The organism is Streptomyces sp. NPDC048185 (assembly GCF_043202495.1).
Taxonomy (GTDB): Bacteria; Actinomycetota; Actinomycetes; order Streptomycetales; family Streptomycetaceae; genus Streptomyces.
Genome location: NZ_JBIDAN010000012.1, coordinates 24,459 through 48,224 on the forward strand (window position 1 = coordinate 24,459; position 23,766 = coordinate 48,224).

Genomic DNA, 23,766 nt, shown 5'->3' on the forward strand with positions numbered 1-23,766 from the left:
TCCCGGCGAGCTCACCGGGTTCGCGGCCCGCTTGGCCTGCCCCCCGCACCCGCGGGGATGGTCCCGCCCAGCCGGCACGCCAGGAGCCGGACCCGCGCTGCTCCCGCACCCGCGGGGATCCGTCGTACTGGCCCGACGACCGGCTCCCCGCACCCGCGGGGATGGTCCCCAGAAGCGCCAGCGGCAGCTCCTCGACCGGCGGCTGCTCCCCGCACTCGCGGGGATCATCCCTCGGCATCGTCCTGGTGGCCGTGGAGGTCCACCTGCCCCCCGCACCCGCGAGGATGGTCCCAGCATCGGTCTGTCGTCCGGGCTGTCGTTCACCTGTTTCCCGCACCCGCGGGGATGGTCCCGACGATGGCGTCCCGTGCGTGATCACCGACGTCTGCTTCCCGCACCCGCAGAGATGGTCCCGCCGGTTGGGGACGTGTGCAGGAGTTCAAGGGCTGCTCCTCGCACCCGCGGAGATGGGTCCCGGCTACTTCCAGATCGAGGACGGCTGAGAGGACTGCTCCCCGCACCCACGGGGATGGTCTCGCCGCAGCCATCGTTACCGTGGTCGGAGCATGCTGCTCCCCGCACCAGCGGGGATGGTCCCGCAGCGTCGTCACCGCGCCCGGCGAGTGCCACGTGCTCCCCGCATCCGCGGGGATGGACCCGACTTCGCCCTGAACAACTGTTGGGCGGCAGGCCGCTCCCCGCGCCCGCGGGGATGGTCCCGCGAAGAACGGGATCCCGAGTCAGGGCCTGGCCTGCTCCCCGCACCCGCGGGGATGGTTCCGTCAGGTCCACGGGTCTCGGCACGGGGGTGTGCTGCTCCCCGCACCCGCGGGGATGGTCCGCAGCGGCATCACGGCCTGGACCAGCTGCACGACTGCGCCCCCCACCCGCGGGATGATCCCTCCGGCAGCACGCCGAAGCCCATGCCCCGTTGCTGCTCCCCGCACCCGCAGGGATGGCCCCGAACAGGACGTCATGCAGCGTGGCGCCACGCTCTGCTCCCTGCACCCGCTGGGATGGTCCAATCACGTACCACGTGGCCGACATGACGGGCGCCTGCTTCCCACACCCACGGGGATCGTCCCGAGATCCCCAGGTCGCAGTGCTCGCAGAAGACCTGCTCCCCATCCGCACCCGCGGGGATGGGCCCTACGTGGCCCGGGACAGCGACGGGGCCCGGTGCTGCTCCCCGCACCCGCGGGGATGGTGGATGGTCCCGCCGCCGGCGCCCCCGCCTCCGATGCCGATATCTGCTCCCTGCACCGCGGGGATGGTCCCATCGCCAAGGTGTCGAGGAATACGGTGGTCCACTACTCCCCGCACCCGCGGGGATGGTCCCTACTCCTCTCGGTTCCTGGAGGACTTCCCCGCCTGTCCCCGCAACCCGCGGGGATGGTCCCCTGGACGCCTGCCGGGATGCCTTCGTCCATCTTCTGCTCCCCGCAGCCGCGGGGATGGTCCGCGGAACCCCACCCGCACGAACGGCGGGACCAGCTGCTCCCCGCACCCGCGGGGATGATCCCGGCGCATCGTTCGACGACGACCGCGAAGTGTGCTGCTCCCTGCGCCCGCGGGGATGGTCCCAACACGGCCTTGGGCTACGGCCTGCTCGAAAGCTGCTCCCCGCGCCCGCGGGGATGGTCCCATACATCGCGGAGCGCGCGGATTCCTAGGCCGCTGCTCCCCGCGCCCGCGGGGGCCCCGTTCGTTCGCCATCGTGTCCTCCCCCGTAGCCCTGCTCCCCGCACCCGCGGGGATGGTCCCCACAGGGTGCAGTGCAGCTCCTCGGGCGGTTCCCGCTCCCCGCACCCGCGGGGATGGTCCCGTCCGGTTCTCGTGCGGGACCCGGTTGTCCAGCCGCTCCCCGCACCCGCGGGGATGGTCCCACGTCCGCGATGTACCAGCTGCTGATGCCCCTCTGCTCCCCGCACCCACGGGGATGGTCCCCAGTTCTGCATCGCTGAGCGGCCCCGGCCATCCTGCTCCCCGCACCCGCGGGGATGGTCCCCTCGTCTACAACAACGTGTTCGCGCCCATCGGCTGCTCCCCGCACCCGCGGGGATGGTCCCGAGCGGCGCGACCGGCACCAGGCCTGCTCCCCGCACCCGCGGGGATGGTCCCACCATCGAGAACAAGATCTTCAAGTTCGTCACCTGCTCCCCGCACCCGCGGGGATGGTCCCACCATCGAGAACAAGATCTTCAAGTTCGTCACCTGCTCCCCGCACCCGCGGGGATGGTCCCGAGACGCTCGACGAGTACAGCGACGGGCAGGTCTGCTCCCCGCACCCGCGGGGATGATCCCTGCGGGCAGAGCTGCCCACGGTTCCGACGGCCCTGCTCCCCGCACCCGCGGGGATGGTCCCCGGCTCCAGGCCGCGTTCTGGACCAGCGCCGTCTGCTCCCCGCACCCGCGGGGATGATCCCCGGCGCGGCCAGCGTGGGTTGGGGCCGAGGCCCTGCTCCCCGCACCCGCGGGGATGGTCCCGCGGCCCTGAGGGAAGCAGGCATCACGATCAACTGCTCCCCGCACCCACGGGGATGATCCCGTCGGTGCCGCCGTCACCGGAGCCGCCGGAGGCTGCTCCCCGCACCCGCGGGGATGATCCCACCGCGAAGAAAGCCGTCCAGGATCTCTTCGGCTGCTCCCCGCACCCGCGGGGATGGTCCCGAGCTGTCGGGCCCGCCCCTCCGCGGCGCTCCCTGCTCCCCGCACCCGCGGGGATGGTCCCCTCGTCTGGCGGTTGGTGATGGCGGTGTTGCCCTGCTCCCCGCACCCGCGGGGATGGTCCCCCGAGGTCGGTCCGCTCGGTCTTGTCCAGCTTCTGCTCCCCGCACCCGCGGGGATGGTCCCTGAGTATGAGTGGCTACGGTGCTTCCATGCGTCTGCTCCCCGCACCCGCGGGGATGGACCCTCGCCGAGGTGCCAGAACACGGACGTCATGGGCTGCTTCCCGCACCCGCGGGAACGGTCCCTTCAGGCCTCGTCGACGATGCGGCCGGCCATCGGCTCCCCGCACTCGCGGGAATGGTCCCGGGCGGAGCATGGGAGCCGCCTTCGCGTCCCCCTGCCCCCCGCACCCGCGGGGATGGTCCCGGCGGATTCATCCAGCGGGCGCAGCTCGTCTGCTCCCCGTATCCGCGGGGATGGTCCCGGCGGATTCATCGCCGTTATGCAGGGTTACCTCTGCTCCCCGCACCCGCGGGGATGGTCCTGTCGTACTGCGCCGCAAGCGCGCTCTCCCCTGCTGCTCCCCGCACCCGCGGGGATGGTCCCAGGGACGTGAACGCCCGCTGTCCGCCGCCGCCCTGCCCCGCCCCCGCGGGGATGGTCCCTCGGTACAGGCCCGGGGCGAGATGGACGAGCCCTGCTCCCCGCACCCGCGGGGATGGTCCCCTGCGGCGGCTGCCCCATCGGGCAGGCATCGTCTGCTCCCCGCACCCGCGGGGGATGGTCCCTTCGGCATGACCTTCACCGCGCTCGCCGCGCCCTGCTCCCCGCACCCGCGGGGATGGCCCCAACAAAGTTTCCCGCACCCCTCCGACCTGCGGCTGCTCCCCGCACCCGCGGGGATGGTCCCGGCGACGACGCCACCGCGGGCACCGAGGTCACCTGCTCCCTGCACCCGCGGGGATGGTCCCGGCCAAACCGTTCAGGTCGTGGCCGGCTCGGGCTGCTCCCCGCACCCGCGGGGATGGTCCCGAGTAGTGGCGAACACCGGCAACCTTCTGCCGCTGCTCCCCGCACCCGCGGGGATGGTCCCGGCGAGCCAAGCGCCCCGGGCACCGCGCCGGCCTGCTCCCCGCACCCGCGGGGATGGTCCCACGACCTCCAGGGCGGTGCTCTCGCACAGGCTCTGCTCCCCCACCCGCGGGGATGGTCCCCCGTCGCGTACGTGGTCGGCGTCCTCGGACCCTGCTCCCCGCACCTGCAGGGATGGCCCCCAGCCGGCCACCGCGAAGAAGGCCCGCATGGTCTGCTCCCCGCACCCGCGGGGATGGTCCCCGACCGGGACGTATTGGCACCCCGGACCCTGTCTGCTCCCCGCACCCGCGGGGATGGTCCCGAGCGCCGTGGAAATTCGTGAGGCCACCCATTCTGCTCCCCGCACCCGCGGGGATGGTCCCGGCGTCATGGCGCTGAACCCGTTCGTCCTGGTCTGCTCCCCGCACCCGCGGGGATGGTCCCACCGTCCCCGTCCCCGTCCGCGTCCTCGACGACGACGGCTGCTCCCCGCACCCGCGGGGATGGTTCCTCGTAACTGCCGATGTCGGTCTGGGTCAGCGCCTGCTTCCCGCACCTGCGGGAATGTTCCCAACGCCGGCAGCGGCGCGCTCGCGGTCGCCATCTGTTCTCCGCACCCGCGAGAATGGCCCCTTGATCGGCGGCCCACTCAAAGGCCTGTCCGACTGCTCCTCGCACCCGCAGGGATGATCCCTCGTAGTCCAGGACGTACGAGGCGGAGTCGTGTTGCTCCCCGCGCCCGCGGGGATGGTCCCTAGATAGCAAGGTTGTCCCGGAACTGAGCGATCTGCTCCCCGCACCCGCGGGGATGGTCCCGACGCCAAGGACAGCGAGCTCACGCTCACCGACTGCTCCCCGCACCCGCGGGGATGGTCCCGACCTGTTTGACCGCAAGGGAGCCTGATCAGTCTGTTCCCCGCACCCGCGGGGATGGTCCCCTCGGCATCGTCGGCCTCTCAGTCGGCCTAACTTGCTCCCCGCACCCACAGGGATGGCCCCGAACAGGACGTCATGCAGCGTGGCGCCACGCTCTGCTCCCTGCACCCGCGGGGATGGTCCCTGGAGCGCTGAGACGGTATGAGCACGGAACCTCTGCTCCCCGCACCCGCGGGGATGGTCCCCCAGATGCGGGTGCCGGCGAAGATCTTGTTCGCTGCTCCCCGCACCCGCGGGGATGGTCCCTCTGATCTCGAACTGGGCGAGCGTGATTCCGCCTGCTCCCCGCACCCGCGGGGATGGTCCCCCATGAACATCCTGATGCCGGACCTCGGCAAGCTGCTCCCCGCACCCGCGGGGATGGTCCCATGAGGACCCTCCCTCCGGAGGGTGACCACACCTGCTCCCCGCACCCGCGGGGATGGTCCCGGCGGTCGCGATGATGGACATGATCGACCGGCCTGCTCCCCGCACCCGCGGGGATGGTCCCCTCGTCATAGCGTCCCGGACGGCGTACTGGGACTGCTCCCCGCACCCGCGGGAACGACCGGGATGCGCCTGCTCCCCGCACCCGCGGGGATGGTCCCGCCAGCGACGCGTCCTGTGGCTGCTGTCCACGCTGCTCCCCGCACCCGCGGGGATGGTCCCCCGCGCGCCTCGGGGACGACGGACACGTACCCGCTGCTCCCCGCACCCGCGGGGATGGTCCCCAGGCCGCCGACCCGATCGTCGTCGCGGGTACCTGCTCCCCGCACCCGCGGGGATGGTCCCTGGCGCAGCCGGCTGGGCACCCTCGGCGACTGCTGCTCGCCGCACTCGCGGGGAGGGCCCCGCCGGAACGGCTGGACCGAGCAGGCCAACGCCTGCTCCCCGCACCCGCGGGGGGATGGTCCCCACAAGCCCTTAGCTGCGAGGGGCAGCCTGGCCTGCTCCCCGCACCTGCGGGGATGGTCCCACCTGGAAGCGCGTCGAGGAGGGACAGCCGGTCTGCTCCCCGCACCCGCGGGGATGGTCCCAGGTCGTTGGCGTAGATCCGCGTCTTGGCCAGCTGCTCCCCGCACCCGCGGGGATGGTCCCCTCGACAAGCCCATTCAGCTCGATGAGAAGGGCTGCTCCCCGCACCCGCGGGGATGGTCCCGGGGCCGCCCGGACCTGCCCGTCCGTACGACCCTGCTCCCCGCACCCGCGGGGATGGTCCCGGCGGCTCCGTGACGTGGACGACGCGCACCGGCTGCTCCCCGCACCCGCGGGGATGGTCCCGACCAGCTCCGCGACGAGCTCGCAGCGTTGAACTGCTCCCCGTACCCGCGGGGATGGTCCCCCGCGGCCCTCGCACAAGGCCCTAGACGGCGACTGCTCCCCGCACCCGCGGGGATGGTCCCTCGAAGCGGCGGCCGTTCCAGTGGACGCGGAACTGCTCCCCGCACCCGCGGGGATGGTCCCGGCCCGGTAGCGATGCTGGGGGTCAACTTCCGCTGCTCCCCGCACCCGCGGGGATGGTCACCTGTGGTCAGCGGGCCGCCGCCGCCTCGGCCTGCTCCCCGCACCCGCGGGGATGGTCCCCGGCTCGCGGCCCCCGCCGAACCGATCGGGCTCTGCTCCCCGCACCCGCGGGGATGGTCCCACGTGGCTCGCGGAGGTGTCGGTCCAGGTGATCTGCTCCCTGCACCCGCAGGGATGGTCCCTCCGCCGGCACACGGTTCAGGACCTCGTTGTTCTGCTCCCCGCACCCGTGGGGATGGTCCCCACGGATCGTCAGACACGACAGCCCACACGGACTGTTCCCCGCACCCGCGGGGATGGTCCCGGGCAGCAGTTCAGCCCCATCAGCCGGTGGCCCTGCTCCTCGCACCCGCGGGGATGGCCCCTACCTCACCTTCGAGGTCGGCGTGCCCTACCGCTGCTCCCCGCACCCGCGGGGATGGTCCCAGGAGCCGCTTCCAAGTCCGACTCTCGCCCTACTGCTCCCCGCACCCGCGGGGATGGTCCCGACCTGATCCGCCACACCGCGGGTCTGGGCTGCTGCTCCCCGCACCCGCGGGGATGGTCCCGCGGCCAGCGGCTACCTGTGCAACCGGCACAGCTGCTCCCCGCACCCGCGGGGATGGTCCCCAGTTCGACAACCTGCTGACGGTATTGCAGGACTGCTCCCCGCACTCGCGGGGATGGTCCCTACTGGACGCGGTCGACGCTCTGCTCGTGCGACTGCTCCCCGCACCCGCGGGGATGGTCCCGGGCTCCCCGGGCCGGGCCGCGTCGTGCACCTCTGCTCCCCGCACCCGCGGGGATGGTCCCCCGCCGGGCCGAGGGCGCCTGCGCCGATGAGCTGCTCCCCGTGCCCGCAGGGATGGTCCCTCGCTCAAGGCAGCCCGCGCACGGTTCGTCGTCTGCTCCCTGCACCCGCGGGGATGGTCCCGGCGAGCCAAGCGCCCCGGGCACCGCGCCGGCCTGCTCCCCGCACCCGCGGGGAGGCCGCTCCTTCTACAGGTCGAACTCCACGTGCTCGACGTCCGTGAACTCGACCTCCAGGCCTGCGGCGCGGCGGCCGCCGTCGCGGAAGTAGACCTCGCCGAGTGCTTCGGCCGCCAGGGCCCGCAGCTGCTGTTCGCCGGCGCCCTGGTCCTGGGCGTCGAAGAGGCGCGCCGCGTGCTGCGGGGGCAGGGCGAGGGTGAGGTGGCGGATGCGGGCGTCGTCGGTGGTGCCGGGTGCTGCGGTGAAGCCGAAGCGGGCCCGGGTGTCGAGGACCAGGCCGGTGCTGGTGGCGGCCTGCTTGCGGGCTTGGGCGCGGATGCGGGGCTGCCAGCGCTGGCGTACGGCACCTTCGAGGCGCTGGGCGAGGTCGGCGCGGGGCCGGCGGATCTGGTCCTTCACGTAGCGCTCGACGGTGCGCTGCGAGACGCCGAGCAGGTCGGCTACGGCGCGGGTGCCTTGAGCTGCTTGACGAGGTAGCGCATCTGCGCGCCGGCCGACTTGGGGATGGGGCGGGTGAAGGCCTGTTGCACGGCGCGGTCGAGGCCGTCTCCGATGATGCCCATGCGGGCTCTCCGTTCATGATCGGCTGGGTGGGCCGCTGGGGGGCGATCATGGCCGGGCCGGGGGAAGTTGCTCAGCTTCGGGCTGGTCGCGTCGCACAGCGGCGTCCAGGGCGGTTAGAGGGCGGGTTCTTCCGCGCCGGACATGTCGCGCAGGCGGCTGTAGTGGAACTGGTGGGCCACGGTGACGGTGGCCGTCGGCCCGTTGCGGTGCTTGGCCACGATCAGGTCGGTCTCGCCAGACCGCTCGGACTCGGGCTCGTAGTAGTCCTCGCGGTGCAGCAGGATGATCGCGTCGGCGTCCTGCTCCAGGGCGCCGGAGTCGCGCAGGTCGCTCACCGCCGGCCGTTTGTCCTGCCGCTGCTCGGGGCCGCGGTTGAGCTGGGCCAGGGCGATGAGCACCGCTCCGGTGTCGGAGGCGAGGATCTTCAGTTCGCGGCTGATCTCGGTGACCCGCTCGTAAGGGCTCTGGCGGGCGTTGCGCTGGTCGGTCTGCATTAGCTGGAGGTAGTCCACGACCACCAGCGGTGCGCGGCCGGTCTCGCGGATGATGGTCTTGATGCGGGAGCGGATCCGGGCGGGGCTGACGCGGGCGCTGTAGTCCATCCACAGCGGCAGGTTCTTCAGCTCCGGGGCGTAGCGGTCGAGGCGGTCCCAGTCGTCCTGGGTGAGGCCGTCGACGCCGTCGCGGATGTGGTGGAACGCCACGCGGGCCCGGGCCGACAGGATGCGGTTGCTGACTTCGGCCCGGCCCATTTCCAGGCTGTGCACGAGAGTGGGCGCTCCAGTGCGGGCGTTCGCGGTGGCCACACCGAGCGCGAACGCGCTCTTGCCCATGGCCGGGCGGGCCGCGACCACGATCATCTGCCCCGACATCAGCTTCATCAGGCTGTCCAGGTCACTGAACCCGGTGACCGCGGCCGGCGGGAGGGACACGGCGAGGCTGTCCAGGTGCGCGTCCAGATGGTCGCCGAACCGGCCGAAGGAGTCGTCGTCGCCCTGATCGTCGGCAGCGAGGTACTCCAGCTCAGCCTGATGGGCGGCGATCGTCTCCGGGACCGCCAACGGATCCGCATGCCGTGCGCCCTGCATCCCACGCACCAGCGCAGCCTGGTATCGGCGGACCTGGGCATAGCCGTGCACGAGGTCGGAGCAGTGGCCCGCTTCAACCGACGAGCACCTGAACGAAGGACGTCACTGCCGCCGAGGTGACCGCGCTCGTGCGGGCCTTCATCGACAAGGCCTTCCGAACACCAGCCCTCCCCATGCGAGGCAGCAGGCTCACGGTGACCGGCTCGGCTCGGGCTCGTTGAACCTGGCATCGCGTGCATGCACATCCGCCCCCCGGCGGATACGCGACCGGCCCCGGACCACCTGACGGTCCGGGGCCCGAGGCCTGATCGGTACACGGGACGTGTCCGCCCTGGGCGAGTTCCGGCGCGGGGCCGGCAGCTCGCTGGGCTTCACGTCGGCTTTGCCGGTGTCGGTGGCTCCGGCCTTCTCCAGTCCTTCAGTTGGCAGAACCTTTCTCCACGCCGGTCGCCGGGGTGGACCACTTCGCTGTACAGAACTGGCTGCTCCCCGTGCAGGCCGGCTCACCACCGGCCGGGCGCTCATGCCCCGCTGGACGCCCACCGCACCACCGCCGCCAGCCCCAGCAGCACGGCCGGTGCCGCCCACGGCCAACGCATCACCCGCCGCACCGAGGGCGCCAGCCACAGCGCTCCCACCGCGCCCGTCAGAACGAGGGTCAAGGCACAGGCGAGCTCGATCCCGCCGTACGCAGCCTGGTCCCCGCCGCTGTCCGGACGGGTGACGATCGCCAGCCAAAGGCAGAAGGCAGCCGCCAGGGTCAGCAGCACCACCGGAACGGCGAGGACCACGCGGAGCAGCCGGCGGTCGTCGTCGGGATGGTGCGGGCGGTCGTCCACCGGGTGACCGGAGTGACCGGTATTCTGCCTGTCACCGGTGTGCGAGGGTTTCGAGGACTGCATCAGCGGATCGCGTTCCTTGCCTGGTCCAGGTGATGGGCGAAGTCACGGCCATAACGTTGCGCCTGGCCGTTCTCCCAGTACGGTCCACCGTTGTACCGCGCGGCAAGCTCCTGTTGCTGCTCCACCGTCATTTCCTCCGGGGGTACGTCGGCGAAGTCGCTCTCCGCCTTGAGCTGAGCCAGGTACTCGGCGGCGATGAAGATGTTCTGCCCCGGGTCCTGGAGCGATTCCTCCACCATGGCTCGCTGTTGGTCGGTGAGGTTCCCTGGGTCGTAGCCGAGCACCTCGGCGCCACGCCGTACCTGGATGGCGATCGGTCCGAAGGACGTCTCGTCGGGGTCGCCGCCCAGTCGTGACGGCAGGTTCTCCGGCGCGATGGGGCTCAACGGGGAGTCCGCCTGTTCCCGGATGGTGTCGGTGATGTCGTCGAGTGGGCCGGGCTGGCCGGCGATCTCCTTCCAGGCGATGCCCGCCACCATCGACGGCGGCAGTCCGGAATTGTGTGCGGCGGCCTCGATGATGTCCTTGTTGGCCCGGATCCACTCGGTCTTGTCCCGGTCACCGGACGGCGGGACCCAGTAGCTGTCCGTCGCGCCCGGCAGTGAAGCGAGCTGCATCCGGATGCTCTGGAGCGTCGGGGAGACCAGCTCGCCCCCGGCCGTCGGGTAGTAGTCCTGCTTGGGACCGCTGCCCGGCAACCGGGTCACCGGGTTGCCGCTCGCCTCGGCCGCCTCGCGCCGCAGATCGGGCATGGCGGCTGCGACGTCCACCCGCTCGGTCAGGAACACCTGGAAGTCCGGCACCAAATCGTAGGCCTGCCTGAGCTCGTGGACGCAAAGGTCGCGAGCTTCCTTCTCGGTGGTCCGCGCCAGGCCGAAGTCGCCGCCCGCCGCGTCGTGCAGCCGGTTGGCCTCGTCCCGGATGTCGTCGACGTCCATGGTCAGCTCCGCGAAGAAGTCCAGGACGCCGGTCGTGTCGCGCATGTCCTCCCACTGCCGCATCGGCTCGGCCTCCTGAGCCGTGCGGGTGATCGCGGTGCCCTTGGTGTGGATCAGGTCCGCGAGCGCCTGCTCGTGGACCAGGCCATCGGAGTAGTACGCCTTCGCCAGCGTCAGCGCCTGCGCGTAGCGCCCCAGCGCGCCCGCGGCGTGTCCGTAGGCTTCGGCGAGCTCGTCGACCAGGCGACGGCCCTCGGTGAGCCTGGCCGTGTAGTGCGCGCTGCCCTTGCTGCGCCACTCGGTGTGCTTCTCCGCCCGTTCCGCCGCAGGAGCGACAGCCGTCAGGAGGGCCTGGATGCGGCGAAATTCGTCCGCGTTGCGCTCCACCAGGGGCGGGTTGCAGTTCTCCAGAAACTCGACGTCCTTGCGGTAGCTGAGTCCGTCGCTCATCGCGTTCCCGGCGAGAGGTAACGGCCGTCGAGCACAGCCTCCAGGAACCGGCGGGCGGTCTCGTCCTCGATCGCCGCGAACGTCCCCCCTGCCGTCCGCAAACGGGTCGACAGCGCCGCGAACAGAGCCATCGTGTCCAGGAACTGGTCACCCGCGAACTCGGCGAAGCGCTCCACCTGACGGGCCACATCCCCGTGCGCCCTGGGTTCCCGTGCCATGGTGGTCAGCTCGGCGTCCGGACGGCCTTCGTGGAGAAACCCAGCGATCTCCACCAGGAGGTTGGCGTTCCCGTTGATGGAGTCCGTGTTCGCGACCAGATCCTTGCCCGAGACAGCCGGCACGCCTGCGCCGGAATCCGCCGGCAACTGATTGAGTCGCATGCCACCCTCGGCCTGCCGCGCCAGCGCATCGGCTTTCATCTGCGCCCATTCCTGCTCGAAGGACACCCCGTCTCCTTCTGTTCCGTCCGTGCCTTGTCGTACATATTCACGCTCCGCGTGCCGAAACAGTTCTGAAGACGGAAGTCGGTCCCGGCCAGAAAGCCCAGGTGCCAGGGGGTTCGCATCCTGGTCACCGCCTTCGGCACCGTCGGCGGACTCGGCCTCGACGCCTTCCACGGCTGGGTGCCGGTGGAGGCCTCCGACGGCGCCTCGGACAGCGCCTTGAAGCGGCAGGCGTCCGGAGACGAGGTCGAAGTAGACCAGCACCTTCATCAGACCGTGCTCAGTCATCACCCGCAGCACCGCAAGGTGCACGACAGTGGTGCGCAGCTCACCGCCTGGTCCTCCCCGCAGCCCACGGCGGTGGCGGAGGTGGGGAGGACCAGACGGTGGCGCAGGCCGGCGTCGATGAGGGTGAGCACCACGATCCGACAGTCCGCGGCGCAGCCGTCGACCACTGCCTGCGCGAGCGAGTAATCGAAGACCTTCCGTCCGTAGACGGCCTCGTTGTCCATGGAGTTGGCCAACGCATCCACCCCCGACCCCGGCCCCGGTTGTGAGGCGCGGCGGCGCAGGCGGGGTCGTGTCGGCGGACTCGGCCAGCTCCGGGGCGGCGAAGAGCCGCGGGGTGGCGGTCACGTAGAGGCGGCGCTCCGCCAGGATCCGCTGCGCGTCGTTGACGACCGCCCACTTCTTGTCCGCCCGGCCCGCGATCCGGTGCGCCTCGTCCATCACCGCCAGATCGAACGCCGGCACCTCGAACCCCGTGCGCTGCGTCGCCTCGATCTTGTCCAGAGAGTCGTAGGTACAGATTACGGTGAGCGCGGGAATCTGGTCCTGCCCCTCCCCCACCACCGACATCAGCCCGCCCAGCGCATGCGGACTCATCGTCGACATGACCCTCGCCGCCACCAGGTCATCACGGCCACCCGCGTCCAGGGACGGGACGATCACCATGTGCTCCAGGTGTTGGTCACGGCGCCAGGCCAGCGCCGCCTGCGCCGCCAGATCCACGGTGGGCACCACGAACAGCACCAATCGGGCGCCCAGCCCGTCCGCCAACCGCACCGACACCAGCGTCTTACCGGTCCCCGTCGCCGACACGAACAACCCCCGGCTGCCCGGACGGTGCAGATGCCGCACCAGCCACTCGACCGCCTCCAGCTGATCAGGAAAGAGGTCCGGCCTGACAGGACGGCCGGACCTGAGCACGTCGACCACGGTCATGAAGCTCATCCTCGAATCCGCAGCAGACAACAGCGCGGCGACCGCATCGTCGGACAGCAGGTCCGGGCCGTCCTACCCGCCGAGGAACTGATCGGTGTAGCGCGTCGCCAGCGAGTACGGGCGCGGTGCGGGAGGGCCAGGTTCTGGGGCGTCGCTCCCGCCGTTCGTCTCCTTCTGCCGTGCGGCGTCGGTGTCCGGCATACACGGAGGCTGCCACCAGCCGCGGCCCACCGGAGCGGGGCAAGCGGCCGGCCTCCCGCGGGACGGTCGGACCGCCGGGACTCGTGATCCGTGTGCGGGGACGGTTGTGTGGGCAAGGGGGTATGCCGAACGTACGGTGACTGGCCCGCCGCCCGCCCAGTAGGGCCGTTGTCACAGGCGGCGGCTACCTTGCAGCTCAGCACAGAACCAAGGCAGGTTGCAGGAAGTGGAGCGGGGCAATGGTCGTCGAGGTGGGGTACGCGCAAGCGTGGGACCTTAAGGCTTGTGCGCCCTGGCGGCCGATATCCGCCGAGGAGGCCCGCAAGCGGGATGCCGCCGGGGTTCCGTACGTGGTGGTGTACCGGGAGCCGGGCCGTAAGGCTCCGCTGGAAGTCCGGCTCGTCTCCTGGCGGGATCACTACGTCGGGCTGTGGGTCTACGACGCCTACGGCCGCCGCACCTACGACCTGGACATGCGGCTGCTGGACGACCCGTCGCGGCTGCTGCGCCGGTACTCCGTCGGCTGGTACTACACAGGCCCAGAGATGGCGGAGTTCGACAAGGCGTGCCCACGCATCACCGTGGACCTCTTCCCGGACGGGAGGGGCCGACGGACGGAGGAGCAGCAGGGCGGGGGCTCCTACGTCACCTCGCCCGAACTCCGGGACGACGAGCGCTGGATGGACCGCCCCGCCTTCGGAGAGTGGCCGCTGCTCTCGGCCCAGGTGCAGGGGCTCATTGAGCCGCCGGCCTTCGAGACGGCTGCGGTGGCCGAGCCAGTCGAGCCAGGTGACGGAGACGCCCCCGCCACCTGCTGGCGTCCGCCGCGTCCCGCGCAGCCCGGGCCGATCAACGAGTTGTGCCGGCCCGGGGTGCGCGTGACCGACGGGTACCACCCCGAGATGACCGTCGTGGAGCCGCGCCGGGTCGGCACCCTGCGCGTACCCAGCGGGCTGCTGGCCGTCTCCGGCCCGGACATCGACCACGGCGACGGGCCGCGCATCACGGTTCCCCTCCTGCCCGGGCAGTACGTACTCGACGAGGCACGGGTCCGCTTCAGCTACCACTGCGAGTGGCGGGACGCCGAGGTCACCACCACGCAACCCACGGCCGTCCGCCTGCTCGTCAGCGAGACCCCCGCAGCGACCTGGGAGATGGCCCTCGGTCCGGATGACGATCCCCGGCTGTTCATCGAGGAGCAGATAGCCGGCTTCGACACCGACGGCGCTACCGGCTGCTTCGCCGACGCCGGGGCCTGGGAGTCGCTCATCGCGCTCTTCGAGCGGGGGCTGATCCGGGGGGAGCCGGACCTGGACGGGTATGAGGACATCGACGACGGTTCCATGTTCATGCAGCGCACCCGGGACAAGGCTTCCGGCGGCGAGCTCATGTCCTTCGCGACGACCGGGGACGGCACATACCCGGTGTGGGTCGGCCGTTGCGAAACCGGTGAGGTAATCGGCGTCGTGGTGCTGGTGGACGGAATGCCCGAGCTGCTCCCAAAACGGGACGCAACCCCCACCGATGCCGCTGTTTAGCGGGGGTCCTGCCTGCGGCCGCAGTCGCCAGCCTGATCGCAGCTGGTGACGATCTCGGCAGCACGGTTCCCAACGCTCGCGCCTGACAGTTTGGTGTACATGTACCCATCAGGTCTGCGACGGGTGCCTTTCGAACCCCGTGATCATCGACCTGGCCGCCTCCGGGGCGCCTTCCACACTCATCGGCGAACAACTCCGTTCGTGGACAAAGCCAACTGATATGCGATTGACCTGCACATGGAGATGGCAGATCAGGGCGCCCCCTGCGCGATGTGTCGGTGCCGTGTCGTGCGTCCAGCGGTGATCTCGCGACCGACGGGCCAGGCTCAGGGGCCCCTATGACGCCGCTTTTCTACCTCGGATGCTGATGCGTCTGCGGCTGGCCGAGAAGCCGGTGTCGAAGTTCGGCGGACAGCCGGTGCGGCTTCAGGAACGGTGCCCTCCTGGCCCTCAGCCCCAGGGCGTGGCTGGCGCCTGCAAAGCGGGCCTAAAAGACACGCCGCTGGCAAGCGCTGTGTGCTAAGTCCGGGCGTTCCGGGGCACAGCAGGCCGCCGGGCAGGCGGGGGCAGTTGTGTGAGCCGTGGTGGTCGTTCTCGGGGGCGGGTTCACGGTTCGAGTTCGAGACACAGGCCGACCTGGTGTCCACCCGAGCGTCCCTGAACGGCAGCTGTGGTGCCCCCAGTGGCTGCGTTCGTCACCATCGTGCCGGAGGTGACCAGCGCGTAGGCCCGGGCCAGGGATTCCAGGGCCACGCTGGATTGTCCTTTGTGCCTGTCGGAGACCTCTTTTGCTTCTGCGGCGATGGCCGACAGCAGGCTGTCACGAGCTTCGGTAGCAGCTGGCACCTCGCGAACCTTCAGGGCTACCGGAACGCGCTGAAGGCCCTCGTCGGCACTGTCGGCAGCGGCAGCTGGAGTGTTTGTGGCCATGGGGGGCCTCCGGGGCGAGAGGGCACCCTGCGGGGGTGCACGGCACCGCCACTGTAGCGATGGATGTGGGGGGGAGGTGGTCGGTGGCTGACGTGTCTCTCGTGGTTTCGCCGGCCTGGTCCGGCTGGGCACCGTCAGGCGAGTCGCGCCCCACTCGAGGCCGTGCAGGGGGATTCGGCGGGGAGGTTGCTGCCCGGGACCTTGAGCTGGGTGTCGACGGGGCGGGACTTGTCCGGCGGGCAGCAGCTAGTCGCCGATGGACTCGACGTTGAGTCATCCGCCGCCGTGTGCGCTCACGACGCCGGAGGGTTCCACCACGGCGCCTTCGGCCGAGCGGTGGTCGAAGGAGGTGCCGCCGGCGGCGATGTCGCCGGCGTGCCACGTCCTGCCCCCTGGGCAGGACGTCGACGGCTGCGTTGGTCAGGTGCCCTCTCCACCGTCGGTGGTGATCCCATCGTGGTGTAGCCGTTCGTGTACGCCGGGGCGTTGTAGATGGCGCGGACGTCGCCGTCGAGTCGAGCGTCACCCCGGTGAGCCAGCTCCGCGAGCGTGAGAGCCGTGGGTGACCGACACCCAGGGTGGGGCGGCCGCAGGCGGGGCGGCCCAGCCTTGGGTGCCGGGTGTTGCCGGGGCGGGGGTCAGCCGGGCAGGTCGCCGGTGTAGCGGTAGATGTTGCCGGCGGAGTTCACGCCCCACACCGTGCCGTCCGCCCCTGCTCCGATGTCGGTGAGGCCTCCGGGGATCTGCACCCAGGGTTTGGCGTCGTTGTTGGTGTAGCGGTAGATGTTGGCGCCCGCGTTCACGCCCCATACCGACGTGCGGGAGCCTGCCGAGATGGCCTTGAGGCCGCCGCTGATCTGCTTCCAGTGGTTGCTGTCCTGGTCGCCGGTGTAGCGGTAGATGTTGCCAGCGGAGTTCACGCCCCACACCGTGCCGTCCGCCGCCGCTCCGATGTCGGTGAGAGCACCGGGCACCTGCACCCACGGACTGGCGTCGTTGTTGGTGTAGCGGTAGATGTTCCCCGCCGAGTTCACCCCCCACACGTTCGTCCTGGACCCCACCGAGATCCGGGACAATCCGCCGCTGATCTGCTTCCAGTGGTTGCTGCCCTGGTCGCCGGTGTAGCGGTAGATGTTGCCAGCGGAGTTCACCCCCCACACCGTGCCGTCCGCCCCTGCTCCGATGTCGGTGAGAGCACCCGGCACCTGCACCCACGGACTGGCGTCGTTGTTGGTGTAGCGGTAGATGTTCCCCGCCGAGTTCACCCCCCACACGTTCGTCCTGGACCCCACCGAGATCCGGGACAGCCCGCCGCTGATCTGCTTCCAGTCGGCCATCTGCCGACTCCTTTCCCCTTGCAGGACGTTGCCCCCACAACCTCCCCAAGCGGAACGGTTCACCATGTTTGACGATACTGAGAGTGATTACCGTTTCTGTCTAGGAAGCGGCGTTTGCCAAAGCCGTGCAATGACGCACGCTGCACCGCCTCTGACCACCCGGGCAGTCAAGACGACGCAAATCCGAGTCACCCAGACGAGTGCCCCTCCCCTGCGCTTCCGGGGCACCTCGCGTCCGCGCGGGTGTTCCGGCGCTCGCACCTCACCTGCAAGTCCTCTCGGCGTCCTCCCCGCCCACTCGGGGGCAATCCTGGGAAAGGCTGGTACGTCCGGCCGACTCCGTGCGGGGTCCCTCGACCCCTTGGACGCACCTGACCGGTGGCTGCCTCTGGCCTAGCGGAGCCGGCCGGTGTCGTGGATGTTCGACCGGGCCCGCGACCAGCGGCGCGAGCAAGGGGCACTGCGACGAGCGGGGTTCCTGGCGGAAGATCGGCGCGAACGGACTGCCCGGCGAGCTGACGTGGGAGGTGTTCGTCGCCTCCAGTAGCGCCCGCCGGCATGCAGAACAACGCCGGCACCCGCCCCCTTCAGCTGCTGGCGTGGTCCGGTGAGAGCTGGCCTCTGCCGTGGGCCTACCTTGACCTCCTGGACCGCTATGAGCGGCGGAAGGACGAACTGGTGGCCCGCGCCCGGCTGTGCTCCTCCTGCGGCGACGCGGCGGTAAGGACGTCGGCCGGCTCGCCTGCGCGCTGTGACAGGACCGGCTTCGGGCGCAGCAGCGCGAGCACGGCTTCGCTGACCGTCACCGGGTGCAAGGCACCGACGGCCCGGGGCGCCCCGGCGTTCGGCCACACCCACTCACAGGAGCGACGAGCCCCCCACCCACCGAACGACACCAGCCTTCACCAGCGACGATGTGGATTCTTCGCTCTCTGGGGTGAAACGGGCCGGTCAGGAGTGTGGAGACAGGGGCGCGGGGCAGCTTTGCCCCGATTGCCGGAATCGGCTTCGGCGGCCATGAGCTCGACCACCACACCGGCCCTCACGTCGTCGCGGCATTTTTTCGGGAACTCTTCAGCCGCTACAACATCTCTCTGCCTCCGACGGTGTCGGAGGCCGCGGCAACGTAGGCAGCCAGGGCCAGGCCCCGGTGAGGCCCTGACTGTCTCTGGGACCCGTGGCAGATTGATCTCAAATCCGTGGGTACGGGTGCCCAGTCCCCCGATCCAACTGCTCCCGCCTCGGCAGAGGGGCCGACTCAGTCGGTGTTCTGCGCGGCGGCTACGAAGTGGCAGCTCGTCCAAGCGCCGCCGCATACGAACGACCACTGAAGCTGAACCCTGCGCAGCACAGGTGGCACGACCTGATCACCCAACCAGCTAACTGGCAAAGCCGCAGATCAAGCCCCTGCTCTAGCAAGGGCCCACGATCACCTCTTCCACTGGCACTCCCACACCCACCACCGCACCACAAACTGATCAGTGCAGGCCAGGCCACCAAACACTGCTCAGAAATACCGCTGCTGGACAGCAGTCGCTGCGGGAGCTCAGGGTGGAGTGGGCGTAGCAGGGCCCGGAAACTGTCCTGACAGATCGCTGCGCCAATGGCGAGGGAGTGGTGATGGACGAGGCCGGGCGTCGCGTCGGATGGTGGACGGCCGGTGGGTGGTGAGCCGGGCGTGGGTCATGGAGTACACCGGGGCGTCGGCGGCCACGGTGAACCGCTGGGCCGGCCAGCGCGAGCGCTACCCCGAACACCGCCGGTTCCCTCCCGGGGCGTGCATCGTGAACTGCACCCACTACTACGCGCAGGAAGCCGTGGAAGCGTTCTGGACCGTCTGGAAGACGGAAGTCGGCACCGGCCGTCTCGGAGCAGCGGGGCGGCGTCCGGGAGACGGTCGGGGTAACCAGGGCGGCGGGCACGGCCGGGCCTGGCGCGACCGTGCTGTCGCTGTGGTCCTCGCCGAACTCCGGGAGGCCGGCGGATACCGGCGCGGCCTTACCGCACGCCTCGCGCGTGAGCACGGCGGCGCTGAACGCAGCTGGCAGCGCGCCATAGCCGAGGCCCGCACCCAGTACGAGCACAGCCAGGGGCACGGCGGCGTGGTCGAGGGCGCGGTCGGACAGGCGGTGTCCTGACGTTGGTCGAGAGTGTCTGCTTTGGGAGCCGGGCGGTTGGGAGCTTGGCGGTGTCGCCGTACACGATCCGATCATCGGCTTGTCGCCTGCTGAATCGCGGCTGGTGCGGCATCCGCGTCGCGCGGGGCCCGGGGGGCGTTCGTGACGGCGACGGGGACCCGGCGCCAGTGCCGCCTACTGATCGCCTGGGACGCAACGACCCCTGGTGAATCGGGTGAATCCCCGGGCTGCCACCCGGCAGGTCGCTGCGCGCCGAGAGAAGATCCACTGTGGGGCGAACGCCCGCCACTCCGGATGCAGGGAGCACGATGCCAGGCGACAAGCAGCGCGCAAAGGGCAAGGTGAAGTGGTTCAACACCAGCAAGGGATACGGGTTCATCACACCCGACCCTGACGCCAACGTGGGGACCGATGAGCTCTTCGCCCACCAGACGTCGTTCCAGATGGACGGCTTCAGGACTCTCGACGAAGGCGCGCCGGTCACGTTCCTCGTCGAACAGGGCCCGAAGGGACTTCAGGCCACTGATATCCAGCTGGACGCCAGCGCCTAGACCAGTCGGCACCGCTGTGCACGCGTGCCAGGCGCACGGACCGGGCGTGCACGGCGGCCTGTCGGCCAGGGGCCGGTGCCGGCCCTTCGGTAGGCGTGCCGATTCAGGGGGTGGTGCCTCCTGCGGATCAAGCGGATCCGGGGCTGTGTTCTAGCGACTCAGCAGCACCATGGCATTGACGACGTCCCCGTCGGAGGCGCGCAGGGCCTCGATGGCCTTTTCTCTGCTGACGTCGAGCTGTCCCGTGATCGCGTCGATGTCTTCGGAGGTGAAGTTGTCGGGCCGGGATGCGTCTTCTGGCTCTGCGTGATCGTTCATGAAGTTCTTGGCTCCTGTCCGAGCGGGCGCGGTCGGCTGTGGTCAGGCGCGCACATGGAGCGCCCGACCGCATCTTCCTTCGGGGATCGGCCGTGTGCTGTTGGGTCCGTGACGTTGTCGATTCGATACGGCGGAAAGGCCGCGTGGTGGGGGGGCAGTGTTGCCCGGACGCTCCGTGAGGCGCCCGGACACGGCGACGCCCTGTACAGCCCCAGCGGGGTCGTACAGGGTGTTGTCACCCGGACGCTGGTCTACCGACCGTGTCTGGCGTCGAGGCGGTGCCAGTTCTGTGTCCTGCCGGCCACCGGGAAGCGAGCCGCATGAAAGCGGCCCGAGCCCCACCGGCACGTGCCTGCGCCCGCCTCAGAAGATCGCGTTCAGGAGGCTGTCTCCCGCGTTGAAGAGTCCTGCGACCAAGCTTTGGAGCAGAGCCATGATTTCCACACTCCTATGGGAGGAAGTCACGCGACCGCGACGGCCATCGCATGTAACACACAGTACTTGAATAATAACAAAGCGTTATCGACTGAGGTGTGTATCTGCTCGGCGCGCCACCGATGGACGGCCGACACGTTCGCCGCCCGCTACGTGAGGGCACGGCGACGGTCGCCCGAGGGCGCGTGCCGGCCAGGAGTGCCAGGTGCCTCAGCCTCCAGGCCGGGGCCCGGACCGCCGTGTCGACGGCCTGGCAGCAGGCCTGCTTGGGCTGCAAGCCTGCCGCGGCGGCTCGGTCAGGCGCCTGCCGTCCTGCCGCCACCACCTTCCCGGTCACTGCCGGCCTGCCCGTGCGACGCTGCTCGTCGACGCCGCCTTCTCGTCAGGGGATACGCGGAGCGGCCTCGTGCGTGCTGAGCAGCCTGGCGAAGAAGTTCGCGACGAGTGGGCGAGCGGCCTGAAGGTCTTGCAGTTCTGCGTGTCCGAAGCGGTAGACGTGGTAGCCGAGGAACTTCAGCTCACGGTCTGCGGCCATGGTGCCGGCGTACCTGCGGGGGCCGGGGGTTCTACCGCGGTTGTCGGTGCAGTGCTGTGATCCGTCGACTTCGAGGACGATGCGGCGTCGCCCGGGCAGGAGCATGAGGTAGTCCATGCGGATGTTGTGCTGGGCGCGGTCGCGGCGCTGGCCGATGGTCTGGTGATCCCAGTGCAGCCAGACCTCCGGGAGCAGCGCGGGCTTGTCGTCGAGGTCCTCTTTGTAGAGCTCGTAGTAGAGGTTGCCGAGGTTGTCCAGTCGTGCCCGCCCGGGCCGCGGCTGCCGTCGCAGCCGGTACAGCCGTCCTCGCCGTGGATGTGGCCGGCCATCCCCCTCTTCCGCGGACCTCAACCCAGGCCCGCACCGACGCACGCCCGACGCCCAGGCCGTCGCCGCCCGCGAAGGCCTCGACCTCGGACCGGAACTGCGGCGCGTCCTTGGCCGACGCCCCCAGCCGGCGAAGACGCAGCCGCGACCTGCCTCGCCGAGGCAAGGGGCGCCCGCCGGCACCACGCAGCAGCGAGGCCCTGCCGCCGCCCGCGCCGTGGAACGCTCCCACGTCATGCGGCTCATCGCCCAGTTCGCGCCCGCGCTTCGCCACCACCAGCTGAGCGAACACACCACCGCCTGGGACGCGCTCAGGCTGACAGCCCCGGAGCTGGAAACCTGGATGACGGCCCTGGGCATGGACGGCGCCGCGGCCGCACGGGCGTGCCGGGCCTTCGGCCTCGGGCCCGCCGCCCTCGATGTCGTCCTGGACGGCCGACAAGTCCGCCGCCGGCTGCGTGAGGGCACGACGGTCACCGCCGTGCTGGCCCTGGCCGCCGAGCACGGCATCGACCTGCGCCAACGATGACCTACGGACGACCGACCCGACGACGCATGCCGGCCACAGCGGAGTGCCGGGCGCCCCCCAGGCCGGCCCCGGACCGCCGTGTCGACGCCCCTGGCCGCATGCTGCACGCCTCGTGTCGGAGGACCGGCTCGGCCGCAAGCCTGCCGCGGCAACCCGGTCAGGCGCCTGCCGACCTGCCGTGAGCGGCAGAGCCCGGGCGTAGGGCGGCAGCGGTGGCCTGGTCAGGCCCTGCCGGCGCTGAACGACATCGGGCCGGTGCGAGACGTCAAGGCACCCCGGGACACTGGCTGGTTGTGAAGGCCAAGGCCGCGGAGGAGGAGCGAGGGATGTTCTTCCACCCGTTCACCGGCGCCCGGGGGGCCCGAGAGCGAGGGGTTCGTCGTCGCGCCTCCGCTGACGTCGACGGACGAGGACATCGCGTTCTTGACTCCCGCCCTGTCCCAACGCGCTGAGCGCCGTGTGCTGAACCGTCGGCCCACTCCGAAGCCAGCGCCCGAACCGAACCCCGGTCATTCGATCGAACACCTCAACGAGTCTGCACACAGCCCGACTTGCGACTTACTCGCCAACCGATAGCGTCTGGCAACGCACCGAAGGCGGCGTGCCCCCTGACTAGACAAGGACGACCTGCAATGCGTGTTTCCGTGATCGGCTGCGGTCACCTCGGCATCCCGCACGCTGCGGCGATGGCCGAGCTCGGCCACGAGGTCATCGGCGTGGACGTCGACCAGGCCAAGGTCGATCGTCTCAACACCGGCGATTGCCCCATCTACGAGACCGATCTGGCGGAACTGCTCGCCTGCCACACCCAGAGCGGACGTCTGCGCTTCACCACCGACATCCGCGAGGCCGCCGACTTCGCCGAGCTGCACTTCATCGGCGTCGGCACCCCCATCGACGCTGACGGCCGCTCCTACGACACCGCACAGGTCTTCGGCGCCATCCGTCAGCTCGCTCCCCACCTCGACCGTGCGTCCACGATCGTCGGGAAGTCCACCGTCACCGTCGGCACCACCGCCAAGGCCACCGCTCTCGCGCAGCGCCTGGCGCCCGCGGGCGACCAGGTCGCCGTCGTATGGAACCCGGAGTTCCTGCGCGAAGGACACGCCGTCGAGGACACCCTTCGCCCGGACCGGATCATCGCCGGCGTCACCACCACGGAAGGCGAGAAAGCGATCCGCGCCGTGTACGCCGGGATCATCGACGCAGGGGTGCCGATCTTCGTCACCGACCCGCAGACCGCGGAGCTGGCCAAGGGCGCCGCGAACACCTTCCTCGGCCTGAAGATCAGCTACATCAACGCCGTCGCCGACATGTGCGAGGCCGCAGGCGGCGACATCTCGCAGATCGTGGACATCCTCGGCATCGACCCCCGCATCGGCGCCGGCAGTATGCAGCCCGGCATCGGCTACGGCGGCGGCTGCCTCCCCAAGGACGTCCGCGCCTTCACCGCTTCCGCCCGGCAGCTCGGCGCCGAACAGGCCGCGGCTCTCCTGCGCGCCGCCGAGGAGATCAACGAGCACCGCACCGACATCGCGCTCGGACTCATCACCCGCACCCTGGGCGACCGGCCCATCAAGGGCGCCCGGATCACCGTGTGGGGCGCCGCGTTCAAGCCCGGCACCAACGACGTGCGCGAGTCGCCCGCTCTCGCCCTCTCCCAGGCGCTCCAGCAGGCCGGCGGCGTCGTCACCGTCCACGACCCGCAGGCCGTCACCACAGCCATGGTCCGCAACCCGGAGCTGGACTACACCGACGACCTGGCCGCCTCTCTCGACGGCGCGGACCTCGTCGTCCTGGCCACCGAGTGGCCCGAGTACCAGCAGGCCGCCCCGCACACCTTGGTGGAGCGCCCGGCCAATCCACTGCTTGTCGACTGCCGTACCACCCTCGACCCCGAGCCCTGGCGTGCGGCGGGATGGACCGTTCGCCAGCTCGGGCGTCCGGGGAAGTAGAACCGGGCCGCGCCATGAGCAGCGATGACGTTCTCCTGCGCGCCGCTGACGCACGCGCTGCGGCCGGCGTGTAGCTGCGCTTCTACGCAGCGGCGCTGCCGGCCGTGCGCTGCGCACACGAGACCCGGAGCGTCGATTAGGCACCCTACCGAGTAAGCGCCCAACCACCCGGCGACCCGCATGCGAGCAACGTACGCAGTACGTACGCGAT

Annotated in this window: 15 protein-coding genes, 1 pseudogene and 2 CRISPR repeat arrays; of the genes and pseudogenes, 5 read left to right on the forward strand and 11 right to left on the reverse strand. The window is 70.6% G+C overall.

Annotated elements, in window-relative coordinates; all coding sequences use genetic code 11:
- Positions 1 to 1,121: 1,121 nt before the first annotated feature.
- A CRISPR array of direct repeats spans positions 1,122 to 5,226; the repeat unit is 24 nt; unit sequence CTGCTCCCCGCACCCGCGGGGATG.
- Positions 5,227 to 5,238: 12 nt separating this feature from the next.
- Positions 5,239 to 7,157: direct repeats of the CRISPR family, unit length 29 nt; unit sequence CTGCTCCCCGCACCCGCGGGGATGGTCCC.
- A gap of 4 nt (positions 7,158 to 7,161) precedes the next feature.
- From tpg to ACGF3H_RS28935, 6 genes and pseudogenes are all read right to left on the reverse strand, one after another.
- Positions 7,162 to 7,715 (reverse strand): annotated as a pseudogene (tpg, locus tag ACGF3H_RS28910) (telomere-protecting terminal protein Tpg).
- Between the two features lie 114 nt (positions 7,716 to 7,829).
- Positions 7,830 to 8,804, reverse strand: a complete 975-nt coding sequence (locus ACGF3H_RS28915) for a DnaB helicase C-terminal domain-containing protein (RefSeq protein ID WP_362499732.1) — start codon at positions 8,802 to 8,804, stop codon at positions 7,830 to 7,832.
- A 521-nt stretch (positions 8,805 to 9,325) separates the two neighbouring features.
- Positions 9,326 to 9,643, reverse strand: a complete 318-nt coding sequence (locus ACGF3H_RS28920; protein ID WP_393816553.1) for a hypothetical protein — start codon at positions 9,641 to 9,643, stop codon at positions 9,326 to 9,328.
- Between the two features lie 62 nt (positions 9,644 to 9,705).
- Positions 9,706 to 11,094 (reverse strand): hypothetical protein, encoded by a 1,389-nt coding sequence (locus ACGF3H_RS28925; RefSeq protein ID WP_362499682.1) that lies wholly within the window; start codon positions 11,092 to 11,094, stop codon positions 9,706 to 9,708.
- Positions 11,091 to 12,761 (reverse strand): DEAD/DEAH box helicase family protein, encoded by a 1,671-nt coding sequence (locus ACGF3H_RS28930; RefSeq protein ID WP_362499684.1) that lies wholly within the window; start codon positions 12,759 to 12,761, stop codon positions 11,091 to 11,093. The genes ACGF3H_RS28925 and ACGF3H_RS28930 overlap by 4 nt, the downstream gene beginning before the upstream one ends.
- A gap of 72 nt (positions 12,762 to 12,833) precedes the next feature.
- Positions 12,834 to 12,962, reverse strand: coding sequence for a hypothetical protein (locus ACGF3H_RS28935; RefSeq protein WP_362499686.1), 129 nt, complete (start codon positions 12,960 to 12,962; stop codon positions 12,834 to 12,836).
- Between the two features lie 239 nt (positions 12,963 to 13,201).
- Here ACGF3H_RS28935 and ACGF3H_RS28940 point away from each other — a divergent pair, with 239 nt between their 5' ends.
- The gene (locus tag ACGF3H_RS28940) at positions 13,202 to 14,500 is read left to right on the forward strand and encodes a DUF4241 domain-containing protein (protein ID WP_362499688.1); all 1,299 of its coding nucleotides are present in this window, start codon (positions 13,202 to 13,204) and stop codon (positions 14,498 to 14,500) included.
- A gap of 606 nt (positions 14,501 to 15,106) precedes the next feature.
- Here the strand turns inward: ACGF3H_RS28940 and ACGF3H_RS28945 are convergent.
- The 3 genes from ACGF3H_RS28945 to ACGF3H_RS28955 form a co-directional block, all read right to left on the reverse strand.
- Positions 15,107 to 15,430, reverse strand: coding sequence for a hypothetical protein (locus ACGF3H_RS28945; protein ID WP_362499690.1), 324 nt, complete (start codon positions 15,428 to 15,430; stop codon positions 15,107 to 15,109).
- Positions 15,431 to 16,068: 638 nt separating this feature from the next.
- Positions 16,069 to 16,767: a tectonin domain-containing protein gene (locus tag ACGF3H_RS28950; protein ID WP_362499692.1), complete on the reverse strand. Its 699-nt coding sequence runs from the start codon at positions 16,765 to 16,767 to the stop codon at positions 16,069 to 16,071.
- A 653-nt stretch (positions 16,768 to 17,420) separates the two neighbouring features.
- The gene (locus tag ACGF3H_RS28955) at positions 17,421 to 17,573 is read right to left on the reverse strand and encodes a hypothetical protein (protein WP_362499694.1); all 153 of its coding nucleotides are present in this window, start codon (positions 17,571 to 17,573) and stop codon (positions 17,421 to 17,423) included.
- 879 nt (positions 17,574 to 18,452) lie between these two features.
- On the opposite strand from ACGF3H_RS28955, the gene ACGF3H_RS28960 reads away from it, so the two are divergent.
- Both ACGF3H_RS28960 and ACGF3H_RS28965 read left to right on the forward strand, forming a co-directional pair.
- Positions 18,453 to 18,905: a hypothetical protein gene (locus ACGF3H_RS28960; protein ID WP_362499696.1), complete on the forward strand. Its 453-nt coding sequence runs from the start codon at positions 18,453 to 18,455 to the stop codon at positions 18,903 to 18,905.
- 308 nt (positions 18,906 to 19,213) lie between these two features.
- Positions 19,214 to 19,456: a cold shock domain-containing protein gene (locus ACGF3H_RS28965; RefSeq protein WP_362499697.1), complete on the forward strand. Its 243-nt coding sequence runs from the start codon at positions 19,214 to 19,216 to the stop codon at positions 19,454 to 19,456.
- Positions 19,457 to 19,606: 150 nt separating this feature from the next.
- On the opposite strand, the gene ACGF3H_RS28970 is transcribed toward ACGF3H_RS28965, so the two are convergent.
- Positions 19,607 to 19,774: a hypothetical protein gene (locus ACGF3H_RS28970; RefSeq protein WP_362499698.1), complete on the reverse strand. Its 168-nt coding sequence runs from the start codon at positions 19,772 to 19,774 to the stop codon at positions 19,607 to 19,609.
- A gap of 817 nt (positions 19,775 to 20,591) precedes the next feature.
- Positions 20,592 to 21,095 carry a hypothetical protein gene (locus ACGF3H_RS28975; RefSeq protein ID WP_362499700.1) on the reverse strand — a complete coding sequence of 168 codons (504 nt, stop codon included), beginning with the start codon at positions 21,093 to 21,095 and terminating at the stop codon, positions 20,592 to 20,594.
- Between the two features lie 211 nt (positions 21,096 to 21,306).
- Here ACGF3H_RS28975 and ACGF3H_RS28980 point away from each other — a divergent pair, with 211 nt between their 5' ends.
- Both ACGF3H_RS28980 and ACGF3H_RS28985 read left to right on the forward strand, forming a co-directional pair.
- Positions 21,307 to 21,600, forward strand: coding sequence for a hypothetical protein (locus tag ACGF3H_RS28980; RefSeq protein WP_362499702.1), 294 nt, complete (start codon positions 21,307 to 21,309; stop codon positions 21,598 to 21,600).
- A 632-nt stretch (positions 21,601 to 22,232) separates the two neighbouring features.
- Entirely contained in the window at positions 22,233 to 23,555 is a 1,323-nt protein-coding gene (locus ACGF3H_RS28985) for a UDP-glucose/GDP-mannose dehydrogenase family protein (protein WP_362499703.1), read from the forward strand.
- Positions 23,556 to 23,766 lie beyond the last annotated feature (211 nt).